The sequence below is a fragment of the Dactylosporangium sp. CA-152071 genome (assembly GCF_050936335.1).
In the GTDB taxonomy this organism is placed as follows: Bacteria; Actinomycetota; Actinomycetes; order Mycobacteriales; family Micromonosporaceae; genus Dactylosporangium; species Dactylosporangium maewongense.
Map to the genome: position 1 here is coordinate 864434 of NZ_JBNJMZ010000001.1, position 12523 is coordinate 876956.

General features: G+C 73.3%; 12 protein-coding genes. 4 read left to right on the forward strand and 8 right to left on the reverse strand.

Annotated features, from left to right (window positions below; all coding sequences use genetic code 11):
- Positions 1–819: a hypothetical protein gene (locus ACQEVZ_RS03355; RefSeq protein ID WP_433361115.1), complete on the reverse strand. Its 819-nt coding sequence runs from the start codon at positions 817–819 to the stop codon at positions 1–3.
- Between the two features lie 3 nt (positions 820–822).
- Positions 823–3285 carry a hypothetical protein gene (locus tag ACQEVZ_RS03360; RefSeq protein WP_433361118.1) on the reverse strand — a complete coding sequence of 821 codons (2463 nt, stop codon included), beginning with the start codon at positions 3283–3285 and terminating at the stop codon, positions 823–825.
- 101 nt (positions 3286–3386) lie between these two features.
- Between ACQEVZ_RS03360 and ACQEVZ_RS03365 the strand changes: the two genes are divergently transcribed.
- The gene (locus ACQEVZ_RS03365; protein WP_433361121.1) at positions 3387–4595 is read left to right on the forward strand and encodes an alpha/beta hydrolase family protein; all 1209 of its coding nucleotides are present in this window, start codon (positions 3387–3389) and stop codon (positions 4593–4595) included.
- 245 nt (positions 4596–4840) lie between these two features.
- On the opposite strand, the gene ACQEVZ_RS03370 is transcribed toward ACQEVZ_RS03365, so the two are convergent.
- Both ACQEVZ_RS03370 and ACQEVZ_RS03375 read right to left on the reverse strand, forming a co-directional pair.
- Complete coding sequence (locus ACQEVZ_RS03370) at positions 4841–6130, reverse strand: ABC transporter substrate-binding protein (RefSeq protein WP_433361124.1); 1290 nt, start codon at positions 6128–6130, stop codon at positions 4841–4843.
- Positions 6131–6148: 18 nt separating this feature from the next.
- Positions 6149–7711, reverse strand: a complete 1563-nt coding sequence (locus ACQEVZ_RS03375; protein ID WP_433361127.1) for a methyl-accepting chemotaxis protein — start codon at positions 7709–7711, stop codon at positions 6149–6151.
- A gap of 213 nt (positions 7712–7924) precedes the next feature.
- On the opposite strand from ACQEVZ_RS03375, the gene ACQEVZ_RS03380 reads away from it, so the two are divergent.
- A complete protein-coding gene (locus ACQEVZ_RS03380; protein ID WP_344505520.1) occupies positions 7925–8503 on the forward strand; it encodes a hypothetical protein in 579 nt (192 codons plus the stop codon).
- Positions 8504–8505: 2 nt separating this feature from the next.
- Here the strand turns inward: ACQEVZ_RS03380 and ACQEVZ_RS03385 are convergent, their stop codons facing one another.
- Entirely contained in the window at positions 8506–9447 is a 942-nt protein-coding gene (locus ACQEVZ_RS03385; protein WP_433361131.1) for a hypothetical protein, read from the reverse strand.
- 39 nt (positions 9448–9486) lie between these two features.
- Positions 9487–10362, reverse strand: coding sequence for a peptidoglycan DD-metalloendopeptidase family protein (locus ACQEVZ_RS03390; RefSeq protein WP_433361134.1), 876 nt, complete (start codon positions 10360–10362; stop codon positions 9487–9489).
- A 111-nt stretch (positions 10363–10473) separates the two neighbouring features.
- Here ACQEVZ_RS03390 and ACQEVZ_RS03395 point away from each other — a divergent pair, with 111 nt between their 5' ends.
- Positions 10474–10824, forward strand: a complete 351-nt coding sequence (locus ACQEVZ_RS03395) for a hypothetical protein (protein ID WP_433361137.1) — start codon at positions 10474–10476, stop codon at positions 10822–10824.
- Between the two features lie 5 nt (positions 10825–10829).
- Here ACQEVZ_RS03395 and ACQEVZ_RS03400 read toward each other — a convergent pair whose 3' ends face one another.
- Positions 10830–11180, reverse strand: a complete 351-nt coding sequence (locus tag ACQEVZ_RS03400) for a cytoplasmic protein (protein ID WP_433361140.1) — start codon at positions 11178–11180, stop codon at positions 10830–10832.
- A gap of 23 nt (positions 11181–11203) precedes the next feature.
- Here ACQEVZ_RS03400 and ACQEVZ_RS03405 point away from each other — a divergent pair, with 23 nt between their 5' ends.
- The gene (locus ACQEVZ_RS03405) at positions 11204–11815 is read left to right on the forward strand and encodes a TetR/AcrR family transcriptional regulator (RefSeq protein ID WP_433361143.1); all 612 of its coding nucleotides are present in this window, start codon (positions 11204–11206) and stop codon (positions 11813–11815) included.
- 25 nt (positions 11816–11840) lie between these two features.
- On the opposite strand, the gene ACQEVZ_RS03410 is transcribed toward ACQEVZ_RS03405, so the two are convergent.
- Positions 11841–12521, reverse strand: a complete 681-nt coding sequence (locus ACQEVZ_RS03410; protein ID WP_433361146.1) for a 2-phosphosulfolactate phosphatase — start codon at positions 12519–12521, stop codon at positions 11841–11843.
- Positions 12522–12523 lie beyond the last annotated feature (2 nt).

The window sequence follows — 12523 nt, forward strand, 5'->3', positions numbered from 1 at the left end:
TCAGGAGTTCTGGAAGACCGACTCGTACGGGCGGTGCGGGCAGGCGGTACAGGTGAACAGAAAGATGCTGCCGACATCACCCAGCAACAGGCCCGACGGCTGGCGAAGGCGGGACCCGGCCGGCAGCCAGCGCTCCCCGCCCGGGTCGCACTCCAGGCTCGCCACCGTCGCCAGATGCTCCATCGTGGTGCCGCACGCCGGGCAGGCCGGCCACTCCGGCAGCTGGCACCAGCTGGGGTAGCCGCCCAGCTTCGTGCCTGGGGCGACGGACAGTTCTGCGTCGAAGTCGTACGGGGTCGCCGACCGGATGGCGTAGTACAGGTCGCGGGGCAGGTCCCAGCTCGGGTACTCGAGAACGGGCTCCGGGCTGACGGTGCACGGGGCCGGCACCGTGGTGCGGGGGCTGGCGTGGTGCGGCGCGGGGATCGCCGCCGGCTGGTGGAATCCCGCGCTGTCGCGCCAGTCGAGGCGTGGGATCGGCGCGCTGTACGGGTTGTGGTCGAACGGGCACCAGGTGACCTGCAGCAGGTCCGTCCCCGGCGGGTACGGCAGCTGCGGCGCGTCGCGGGCGTACACCTGCAGGACCGGGACGAACGGCACGGGCTCCCGCGGGGCGTCGTCGAAGGTGTGGTCCCACCGGCCCGGGTGGCAGTACGGCCAGGGTTCGCCAAGTGGCCACGCGAGCGGGCCGCCGAGCGAGCTGTCGGCGGCGGTCGGGGCGCCGGGGCGCGGGTGCAGGCGGACCGTCTGCCGCGCGTACGCCGCGAGTGCCGGTACCAGCGCCGTGACGTCGACGGGTGGTGGCGGGGTGGTCGGCATTGGTCACTCCAGCCAGGGTTGGAACTCGTAGGGCGGCGGGGACGGTTCACGCCACGCGGACGTGAGGCGGGCGGTGTCGGGGCCGGACTCCCACAGCGCCGCGGGGTCCAGCGGCATCGCGGCGTTGAGCAGGTGGAGCAGCCGGCCCTTCGACAGCGCTGAGATAGCGTCAGATGCCGCACGAGCGGCCGCCGCGCTCAGGCCCGTCACTTCCAGGTATGAAGGCGGCGCGGTGACCTCGTCCGAAGCGGCGCAGTACGTCGCCCCGGTGAGCAGGACCGTCGCCGGCTCGCTGGGGAGGTCGGGGAACGACGCGGCCCACTCGGGGCGCCAGGTGACCGGCCCGCGCTCGGCGAGCAGGTCGACGAACCGGCGCACCGTGCCGGCGGTGCCCCAGCCGCCGAGCGGGGTCCGCTCCACCACCCGCACGTCGGGGCGGTCAGGGACCGTGCCGTGGACGATGAGCCGCCAGCAGGAGCGGTCGAACCCGCCGCCGATGCTCTCCGCGGCGACGGCCCTCATGCCGAGCCCGGCCGCCTGCTCGCCGTTGAGCTGGCCGTCGGTGACGACGGTGAGCACCGACAGGCCGGCGGACCCGTCGGCGAGTCCGGCGTCGGCGAGCGCGGTCAGCAGCGCCGCGAGGGCCTCCCGCTCAGGCGGTGGGGTCGTCGGCATGGCCGCGCGCAGCGCCACGGCGCCGAGGCCCGCCAGCACGCAGGTCCAGCCGGCCACGCCGGCGGACGGGCGTGGCCGCTCGCCGTCCAGCGCCGCCGGCAGTGCGTCGAGGAACCCCATCAGTTTGTACTCGGGGACCGTCGACGTCCTCGAACCGCGGCGGTGCTCGGTGAACCGGGAAGCGTGGGTGAGGCCGGACAGGGCGTCGGCGATGGTGATGTCATCGGCCGTCACCGGGACCGGTGGGCGGGCCGGCTCGTGCCGCAGCGCGCGGTACTGCTCGACGGTCGTGGCGAGGGTGGCGGCGATGGCGGCCTGCCGTCCGACCGCGGCGGCCAGGACGGGGTCGGTGACGGCGGTGACCGGTCCGCCGGTGCGCAGCGCCGCCGAGCCGGCCGGGTCGCGCGGGCGCAGCAGGTCCCACCAGCCGGCCGGCGGCAGCCCTTCCGGCTTGGCAGGCCCGTACGCGGGGGTGCCGGTCGCCGGATCCCAGACCGTGACGGCGCCGAACTGGTCGACCGTTACCAGCCGGTCGCCGCCGCCGGGCAGGGCGAGCACACCCATGATGGTCGCCGTTCGCACCGTCGGCGGCAGCGGCACCTGACGCCCGTCCACCGAGCGGACGACCGCGCCGCCGGCGGTGTCGACGACGTCCCAGCCGGTGACGCCGTCCGCGGCGCCGAACAATGCGGGCGCGTCCGGCCACAGGTCGCGGCGCCAGCGGAGGCGGACCGGCCCTGCGCCGGGCACCGGCTCGAACCGGCCGCCGGGGACGATGTCCTCGGACACGGGCAGGCGGGTCATCGGCCCGAGCACCAGCCCACCCAGGTCGGCGTCGAACTCGACGCCCGGCGTGTCGGCCCAGTAGCCGCGTTCGCCGCCGCTCTGCCGCCAGCTGACGAGCAGGCGTCCGTCGTGGAGGGTGCAGCGCGGCCGGAACTGCCCGTCGATGCCGTCGCGGGCGGGCACCGCGAGCTCGTGGCGGGCGACGACGCCGGACGGGCCGAGCACGACCGCCGTGCCGGCGTCGTGGATCGCGAGCAGCGGCCATTCCTGGTCGGTCCGCATGGTCCCGGCGCCGAGCGCGGCGGACGCCTGCTCGTACGGCGGCCACACCAGCTCCTCGGGGAGCCCGCACCGTAACGTCCGCGCCAACGCGGCCGGCGCGTCCAGGGCGGCGATCCGCTCCAGGAACGGCCTGAACGCGGCGTAGCCGGCCGGGCTCCGCAGCGTGCCCAGCCGGTACATGATGCGCTGCACCTCACCGACTGGCGCGGCGCCGAGCGAAGCGGTGAGCGCGTCGACCTCGGCCGTGAGCGCCGCGGCGACACCGGGGACCGACAGCGCCCGAGCCAGGAGGTTCGGGTGGATCGGGAACCCGCCGACGTCCGCGCCGAACTGGTGGTCGCCGAGCAGCCAGAGGCAGGACTTCCTGAACTCGGCCTCGAACACCGGGTGCGTGCCGAGGCTGAGCAGCGGCCGCCGGCCGGGCCCGTCGTCGGCGAACCAGTCCGACAGCTCGATCTGCCGCGGCACGTCCAGCTCGAACGGGATGCCTTCGGCCACGAACAGGTCGTACACGTCGAGCTCGCTGAAGAACGAGGAGCCTGACGGATTGGTCACGGCGACCCCGTCGCCCCGCAACCGGTCGGCGAGCCGCGCCACGAGCTCCAGCAGCGGCGCCGACCGCGACATCCCGTGTTCGGCCCGCCAGCTCAGCCGGCGGCTCAGCAGGCGCGCCGGCTCACCCGGAGCGGTCGCCCGGAGCCGCAGTTCGATCTTGTCGAGCACCCCAGCACCATAGCCGCCCCGTCGCGGTGGGGGTGGCACTACCGGGAACAGGCCGGGCAACCGGATCGAGGCCGGTCGCTGGGAGTCATAGCGTCGCGGGTATGAGACTTCTCAGGCACACGATGGTGCTCGGGCTGGTGCTGGTGGTGGGCGCGTCGAGCGCCGCGGCCGCCGTGGCGCAGCCGGAACGGGGCGGGGACGGACGGCGTGGGGAGGTCGTGGCGGTGCAGCCGCTGCGGGAGCTCAACGCCGGTGGGGTGCGGGACGTGCTCGGCGCGGCGCAGTTCGACGCGGGCGGCGTGCGGCACGGCGTCGAGGTGTACCAGGTGCTGTACCGCACCGTCGACGCGCAACAACGGGCGACGGTGGCCAGCGGGCTGCTCGCCTTGCCGCGCAACGGTGAGCGGCAGCTGCGGGTGGTGTCGTACGCGCACGGCACGGAGCTCAACCGGACCGACGCGCCGTCGATGTGGCGGGACGGCTGGGCGGTGGCGCCGGCGTTGACGTACGCGTCGGCCGGGTTCGCCGCCGTCGCGCCCGACTACCTCGGGATGGGGCTCGGGCCGGGGCCGCACCCGTTCCTCGACGTCACGACCGAGGCGTCGGCGTCGCTGGACCTGCTGCGGGCCGCCCGGACCGTCGCCGCCGGTCAGGGGCGCACACTGCGCCGCGAGGTGTACGCGACCGGCTTTTCGCAGGGTGGCAGCGCCGCGACCGCGCTCGGCCAGGCGCTGGAGCGCGGCGGCGACGGCTGGTTCCGCCTCGGGGCGTTGGCGCCGATCGCCGGCGCGTACGACGCCCGCCGGGTGGAACTGCCGGCCCTCATCGGCGGGACGGTGGCGCCGCCGTACAACGTCGGCTACACCGCCTACCTGGTCGTGGCGTGGAACCGGCTGCACGGCCTGTACCAGCGACCCGAGGAGTTCTTCGCCGCACCGTACGCCGGGAAGGTCGAGGCCCTGTTCGACGGCGTGCACACCGGCGAGGACCTGGCGGCGACGCTGCCCGGCACGCCCGAGGAACTGTTCACCCCGCGGGGTCTGGCGGTGCTGCGGGCACCGTCGGGGCCGTTCGCGGACGCCCTGGCCGTGCACGACGCGTCCTGCGACGGCATCCGCGCGCCCGCCCGGCTGCTCGTGGACCGCGCCGACGAACAGGTGCCGGTCGCCAACAGCACCTACTGCGCCACCCGCCTGCGCGCCGGCACGGTCGTGGACGTCGGCACGCACCCGTACAACGGCTCGGCGCACCTCGGCGCGAACATCGCCGGCACGGCCGCGGCCCTCGCCTGGTTCCGGCAGCTCGGCTGACATCGATCGATCGCAGCCGCCCGGGGCGCGACCCCAGGGCGGCTGCACCGGTCGGTCGTCTGGACCTGGTGAGCGCGACGACCGTGTGCCTGCACACCGGTAGCCGCGCCGAGGCCTCGGGCGGGCCTACTCGTACGGCGGCGGGACGGCTCGCTCCACGCGGACGCGAAGCGGGCGGTGTCGAGCCAGAATCCCACAGCGCCGCGGAGTCCACAGGAGGTGACCCGTGACGCTGCGGCGCCGGCTCAGATGGCCTTCCGTTTTGCCGCGGCGACGGCCTGCTGCCAGGCGGCGTCGGCAGTGATCTTCCCGGCGACGTACGCGTCGAGGGCCGCCTGCGTGGTCTCCGCGACCGGCCGGTGCCGCACCGCCACGTACATCGGCTGGATCTTCATGGCGCCCTCGCCGAAGATCTTGCCGACCGGGGCGTTGCCGAAGTACGGATTGGTGATCGCCAGGAAGTTCGGGTCCTGCAGCGACTTCACGTCCGAGGGCAGAGCGCCGACCGCCTTGAAGGCGGCCACGTGGCTGGCCGGCGAGGTGAGGAACATCGCCAGCTCGGCGGCCTCCCGCGGGTGCTTGCTCTGCACGGGCACCGAGAGGAACGAGCCGCCCCAGTTGCCGCCGCCGCCGGGGATCGCGGCCACGTCCCACTTGTCCTTGGTCTGCGGGCCGCCGCCGTCCTGGATGATGCCGAGCATCCAGCTGGGGCAGGCGGTCGTGGCGAAGGTACCGTCGCGGAAACCGGCGTGCCAGGCGTCCGTCCACGTCTCGATCTTCGAGCTGAGCCCGGACGCGACCATGCCCGTCGCCTCCGCCCAGGCGGTCTTCACCGCCGGGCTGGTCTCGATGATGAGCTTGTCGTCGTGGTCGAAGTACGTGACGTTGTCGTTCGCCGCGGCAGCCTGGGACAACGCGGCGGCGAGGATCTGGTCGGGCGAGTCGACGAACGCCGCGCCGGTGTTGGCCGTCTTGAACCGCACGCCGGTCTGACGGAACGCCTCCCAGGTCGGCCAGAGCTTCGACACCGCGTCGCGGTCCGTCGGCAGGCCCGCCTTGGCGAACAGGTCCTTGCGGTAGCACATCGCCAGGCCGCCGATGTCCGTGCCGAGCGCGACGACCTTGCCGTTGTCGACGGTGCCCTGCGCCCATTTCCACGGCAGGAAGTCGGCCTTCATGGCGTTCGCGCCGTACCTGGCGAGGTCCACGAAGCTGTCCGACTGTCCTTTGTAGAAGGGCGTGACGCCCTCCTCCATCGCGACGACGTCACCGGCGCCGCTGCCCGCCGCGAGGTACACGTTGAGTTTCGGCCAGTAGACGTCGAGGTTCTCCACCACCCGGCTCTTGATGGTGATGTTCGGGTGGTCTTTCTCGTACTGCTTGAACAACTCGTCGTAGCCGAACTTGCCGAACGTGTCGACCGTCAGCGTGATCTTCCGGTCCGCCGCGGAGATGGCCTCGGTGCAGCCCGCGGAGGCCACCACGCCGAACACGGCCATCAGCAGCCCCAGCGCGCGCAGTCGTGAGTGTCGCATGTGGACGTTCCCCCCAGGTCAGATCCGGAATCGCGAAACCATCTGCTGCAGATCGCCCGCCAGGGAGGCGAGCTCGGCCGCGGAGTGCCGGTTGTGCGAGGACGACTCCGCCGAACGGCGGGCCGCGACGGTCATCGCCTCGATGTCGACGGCGATCTCCGTGCTGCCGGTCGCCGCCTCGGAGATGTTCCGGCTCATCTCCAGGCTGGTCGCCGACTGTTCCTCCACCGCCGCGGAGATCGTCGCCTGGAAGTCGTTGACCTGCCCGATGATCGACGTGATGTCGGCGATCGCGGAGACCGCGGCCTCGCACTCGGTGCGGATCGACGTGACCTGCTTGGAGATCTGCTCGGTCGCCTGCGCGGTCTCCTGCGCGAGGTCCTTGACCTCACCGGCCACGACGGCGAAGCCGAGCCCCGCCTCGCCGGCCCGGGACGCCTCGATGGTGGCGTTGAGCGCCAGCAGGTTGGTCTGCTTGGCGATCGAGGTGATGATCTGCACGATCTGGGTGATCTGCTGGCTGGTCTCGCCGAGGCGGTCCATCGTCTGGCTGGTGGACTCGGCGACGTCGGCCGCCCGCCCCGCCATCCGCGTGCCTTCGAGGCTGGTCGAGGCGATCTCCCGGATGGAGATGCTCATCTCCTCGGCGGCGGCGGCGATGGTACCGATGTTCTCCGACACCGACGAGGCGGTGGAGGTGGCCCGCTCGGCCTGGGCACTGACGTGCTCGGCGCCCACGTTGAGCTCATCGCTGCTGGTGCTGAGCCGGCCGGAGGTGCCGCCGAGCACCTCCGAGCTCTTCGCCAGCGCCGTCACCGTCTCGCGCAGGCTGCCCGTCGCGGTGTTCACCGACTCGGCCATGGCCTGCAGCTCCCGCGCGGACTGGTCCGGCACGCGCTGGGTCAGGTCGCCGCTCGCGACGGCCCTCAGTACCTCGGACACCCTCGCCAGCGACCGGGCGATCATGCGGGAGATGAACAGGCCGATCGCCAGCGCCGCCACCACCCCGACCGCGATGCCGGCGATCGCGATGTTCCGGGCCCGGCCGTAGGAACGCTCCGAGACGGCCTGCGCGGCGCGGGCATCGTCCTGCTGCGCCCGGACGACCTTCTCCAGCCCCGCGCCGAGCCTGATCGCGAGCGCCTCGAACGCCTCCGCGTCGCCCGGGACGACAGCACCCGCCGGGGCGGGCGCGCCGAACACGAACGCGTCGCGGATCTGCCGGAACTGGCCCCACTGTGTGCCGAACTCGCTTGCCGCCGCCTTCGTCGCCGCGCTGGACGCACTGGACGTGAAGTCCGTGAGCGCCTGATCCATCACCTCGTCCGACGCGGTGACCGCCGCCTGCGTCCGCTTCGCGGCCCCCTCGCCCTGCGCCGCGTACGACCACAGGTTCTGGAACATCAGCGCCTGCGCCGCCCGGACCCGCTGCAGCGCCGCGTCGCTCACGCCCTGCCGCACCCGCAGTACGTCCAGGTCGTCACTGAGCTTCCCCATCTGCTGCACGGACAGCAGCCCGACCCCGGCCGCCGCCAACGCGACGACGAACAGGGCGGCCAGGATCCGTCCCAGGATGGACAAGCCTCGGCCGGGCCCGGCACCGCGCGGACGTACGTCCTCAACCGCACCTGTCATCTGTAACCCGCCTACACCAGACCGCCCGCCGATCGGGAACTGCCGCACCCCCCATCGGAGCACCACGCCGCGATCTGAGCACTTCGTCACACCCCGCTGTGGCCGCTCCGGTACGAGCGGTCGCCCGGTGGCGGCCGCGCGGGTCGGTACGCTGCGGCGGTGAGCGCTGTGTACCTGTGCGCGGGCGGCCGCCCCGGGATCTACCCGATGGAGCAGGACGCGGAGTACGAGGCGGAGCAGGTGGTGGCCGTCGCCGACGGCGAGGTGCCGCTGCTGTGGCTCACCCTGTTCCGCGCGGACGACGTCAGCGCCGGCGACACGCCGTGGGGGCCGGCCACCGCGCCGCTGGTGGGGCGCGAGCGCGGGACGACCAATCTGGCGGCGGCGGTCCCTACGCTCGACCGGATGTTCGGGCCGCCCGTGACGACCCACGCCGACCTGCTCCGCCAGGCGCTGCAGTGGTCTCCCGGCGGCTGGCTGACGATCGAGTGGTGGTGCGGCGACCGGCCGTGCCCGCCGGACCCTGCGGCATTGAGGTCGGCGCTCGGCGCGTTCGACGATCCGGCCGCCGGGCCCGGGCCGCTGCTGGATCTGTGCGGGCTCGACCCGGCGGACCTGCCCGCTCCCCGCGACCCCGCAACCCCGCTGCTGCCGCACCTGACGGCGCAGGCCGCCGGCCTGCGGCGCCTCCTCGGCCGCGCCTTCCACCAGCTGGTGCCGTGGGAGCAGCCGATTTGACGTCAGCTTTGCTGGTAGTTGACCGCGGCGAACCCGCACGGGGCGTGCAGGTGCAGGTAGTAGGCGCCTTCGCCAAATTCGTCGAAGTCCCCGCCGTACAGCATGCCGATGTAGTCCATCGGCTCGCCGCAGCTGGGGCAGGCCGGGTGGTCGGCGTCCTGGATCCACTCGGGGTGGCCGCCGAGCGTCGAGCCGCCGTCGTTCCACGCGCTCGCCTGGAACGGGCTCTGCCGCTGCGGGCCCATGACCGGCAGCAGCGCCGGCGGGTCCTCCGGGCCGGCGTCGCGGCCGATGTAGTCGGGGCGGGTGTTGCCCGTCCACCACGTGCTGCCGCCGTCGGGGGCGACGGCGCTGTACAGCGTCGTGTAGCAGGCGCAGAAGTGGCAGGTCCGGACGACGAGCCGGCCGGGCCAGCCGGTGTGCGCCAGGGCGTCACCCGCATCGGGGAGGTCTGCGGCCGTCCACAGCGGCGACGTGCACCACGGGCAGGTGCCACCGTCGGCCGCGGGCGTGGACGGGCGCAGGTGCCACTCGTAGGCGACGTCGCCGCACAGCGAGCGCCGGCTGCCGTCCGGGCCGACGGTCCAGCCGGCCTGCTCCGCGTACCGCAGCGGACCGAGGTGCAGTGCGTCCGACCCGGCCGGTGGGGCAATCTCCCAGCGGCGCATCGCCTGCTCCGCGAGCGGATGGCCGGTGTGCGCGAGGACGAGCAGCAGGTTGTTGAGCTGGACGGGTATCTGCCCGCCGTCGACCCGCTCGACGACGCGGCTCACGACGTCGGCGCCGGCTCCCCGGTACAGCGTGGCCGGCCACAACACGTCGAGGTCGAGCATCAGGTGGTGGTGCGGCACCAGGCGTTGCGGGTCGGCGGCCGCGATCGCCGTCAGCTCCTCGGCCGCATCCTCGTCATCGTCGGCGGTCTTTCTGATCAGCTCCTCGATCACGCGACGCATGCTACCGGGCGGTCAGATCGAGCTGCGGTTTCAGTCCCAGGCGTTCTGGTTGAGGAAACGGGCGAAGCCGCGCCACGAGTTGGGGCCCATCACGCCGTCGAGCGGGCCGGTGTACCCGTAACCGGACGCGAGGTTCTGCACGGCGCGCCATGAGTTGGGGCCCATGACGCCGTCGATGGGTCCCGTGTACCCGTAGCCGCGCATCGCCCGCTGCAGGGCGGAGTACGTGGCGGTGCCGGGGACGCCGTCGATCGGGCCGGTGTAGCCGTTCGTGAGGCGCAGCCAGTTCTGCATCCGCTTGTAGCACACCGTGTCCGGCGTGCCGGTCGTCTCGGTGGCGGTCTTCGGCAGCGCGCCCGCCGGTGGGTGCTGCGCGACGTATTCGAGCGGGTTGATCCGGGTGCCGCCCGGGTCGATCATGTGCCAGTGCAGGTGCGGGCCGGTCGAGGAGCCGGACCCGGGTGCGCCGACCGCGCCGCCGGACCGGCCGACGATCGCGCCGCGGGCCACCGGCGTGCCGTTCGCGAGCACGAACGCCGACAGGTGCAGATACTGGCTCTTGTACCCGTCGGCGTGGGCGATCGTCACGGTGTGCCCGCCGGTGCCGTTGTTCGGGATGTTGGTGACGGTGCCGGCGCCGCAGGCGGGCAGCCCGGTGCCGACCGCCATGGCGAAGTCGATCCCGCCGAGCGAGCCGTTCGCCCGGTGCTGCGCCCAGGTCTGCGTGATGGTGTACCCGGCGAACGGGTTGTCGATCACCGGTGCCGCGTACGCGGTGCCGGGCAGGCCGAGGACCACGCCGCCGCCCGCCGCGAGCGCCGCACCGCGCAGCACGCCACGGCGGCTGAGCCCGCCGGCCGGCTGCTCGTCCGCGCCGCAGCAGGGTGGCACCCTGGGCCGCATCATCCGATCCACCTTCCCCCGTCGATGTGAGCCCGTCGAGGCTATCCACCCGATCCACTGATATCAATGGATGCACGGAGATTTCATCTGCGGGCCACCGGATAAGGTGAGGCCGTGCCGATCCCGTCGCGCTGGCGCCTGCTCGACCGCGCGGATCGGCGCACCCCTGGCGGCCAACGAGCGGCCGCTCTACGACACGTGGCGCGCCGGCGGTCCGACCGCGCCCAACCAGTGGGCCGGACTGGAGCGCAGCGACCGCTACCTCTGGGTGCGGGCCGCCCGGGCTACTACGCTCGCGCCGACTTCACCCCCGCGGGCGACCACGGCTTCCGCAAACCGTCCCTGCGCATCCCCGAGCAGGGCTTTCAGGTCATCCGCCTGTCCGCCCACGAACCCTGGATGACCGGCACCTTCGTCAACTCATCCACCTTCTGGGACCACGACTGCGTCGGCCTCCGCGAGTGACGCGGTCAGTGGTTGGACGGGCCGAGCGGGGCCGCGCCGGCGGACGGGTTGGGGGCCGGCTCCTTCAGCTCGATGAAGACGGCGTGGCTGTCGGTGGTGCCGATGTTCTCGCCGGTGTGCTCCTGGGCGCCGACCCAGCGGGCCTGGGCGGCGCTCAGCTCGATGTCGGCGTGGCGGTCGCCGCTGGAGACGCGACGCCGGAAGGAGCTGAGCGTGACCATCACGCTGTCCGGGTGGCTGTGCGGGTGGGTCCGGTCGCCCGGGCGGTCGCGGTACTGGAGCACCCGCACCCGCTCGTTCTCGAACAGGACGCTGTACAGATTCGGGTCGGTGACGACCGGGTCCTGACCGTTCATGGGACTACGGTACCATGATGAGTATGGCGGTACCATATGAGACGACGGGCAGAACGCAGCAGAAGTCCCGGACCCGGCAGGCCCTCGTCGACGCGACCCGCGAGCTGCTCGCGGACGGCTTGACCCCGCAGGTCGAGGACGCCGCCGAGCGGGCCGGGGTGTCCCGCACGACCGCGTACCGCTACTTCCCCAACCAGCGCTCGCTGCTCATGGCGGCCCACCCGCAGATCTCGCCGGACACGCTGCTCGGCCCCGACGCACCGCAGGAACCCCGGGCACGACTCGACGCGTTCATGGCCGCGTTCAGCCGGTACAACATGGACTGGGAGCCACAGCTGCGCACCTCGCTACGACTCTCACTCGACGAGACAGGCGCCGGCGGCAGCGGGGGCAGCGGCGGCCGGCCGGCGCTGCGGCAGGGCCGGGCGATCGGCTGGATCGAGGACGCCCTCGCCCCGCTGCGCGACACGCACCCCGACGTCGACCTCCACGCGCTCGCCGTCGCCATCAGGTCCGCGACCGGCATCGAAACCCTCATCTGGCTGCTCGACATCGCCGGCCAGACCCGCGCCGAGGCCGCCGAGACCGTACGCCGGACCGCCCAGGCCCTCCTCGCCGCCGCCCTCACCACCTGAGCCCGCGCCTCTCGCGGACGCAACCTCAGCAGGGCACGGCGGCGAGGGTGACGCGGTTGTCGCGGAGCTCGCCGACCATGGCGAACTCGAATCGGTCGACGTCACAGCACAGCGGCAGGTCGCGGGTCAGGTCGACGCGTTCGTCCGCGGGGCGGCCCGCCGACCGGAGCGCCTGCTGGGCGGCGCCCTCCCTGATGCCGGCGACCAGTTCGGCGCTGTCGGCTGCGGACCCGCCCAACAAACGATCCAAGTGCCGTCCGCAGGCCCAGTCCTCGGCGCTCCGCCCCGTGCACACGATCGTCCACGGCACGCCCGCGTGGTGCTCGGTGATCCAGCGCACGGTGGCGGCGGCGTTCACGGCGGAGGCCGCGAGCAGCGCCGCGGCATCCGGGTGGCGGACGAGGCCGCGGGTGCCGTTGGAGGTCGCCTGGATCAGGCTGCGGCCGCTGACGTCCGCGGCGGCCATGTCGAGCGGTGAGTTGCCGAGGTCGAAGTCGTCCGGCTTGAGCCCGCCGACCTCACCGATGAGCAGCCGGTCGGGGTGCCGGTCGCGCAGCGCCCTGCCCTCCGCGGCCGACCCCACGCACACGATCTCCGCCGCTCCGCGCCCGAACGCCACCGCCGCCGTCGTGAACGCCCGGATCACGTCGATCACGACCACCACCCGGCCGGCGGGAACGTCGGCGTCGATGCCCACCACCGTCATGG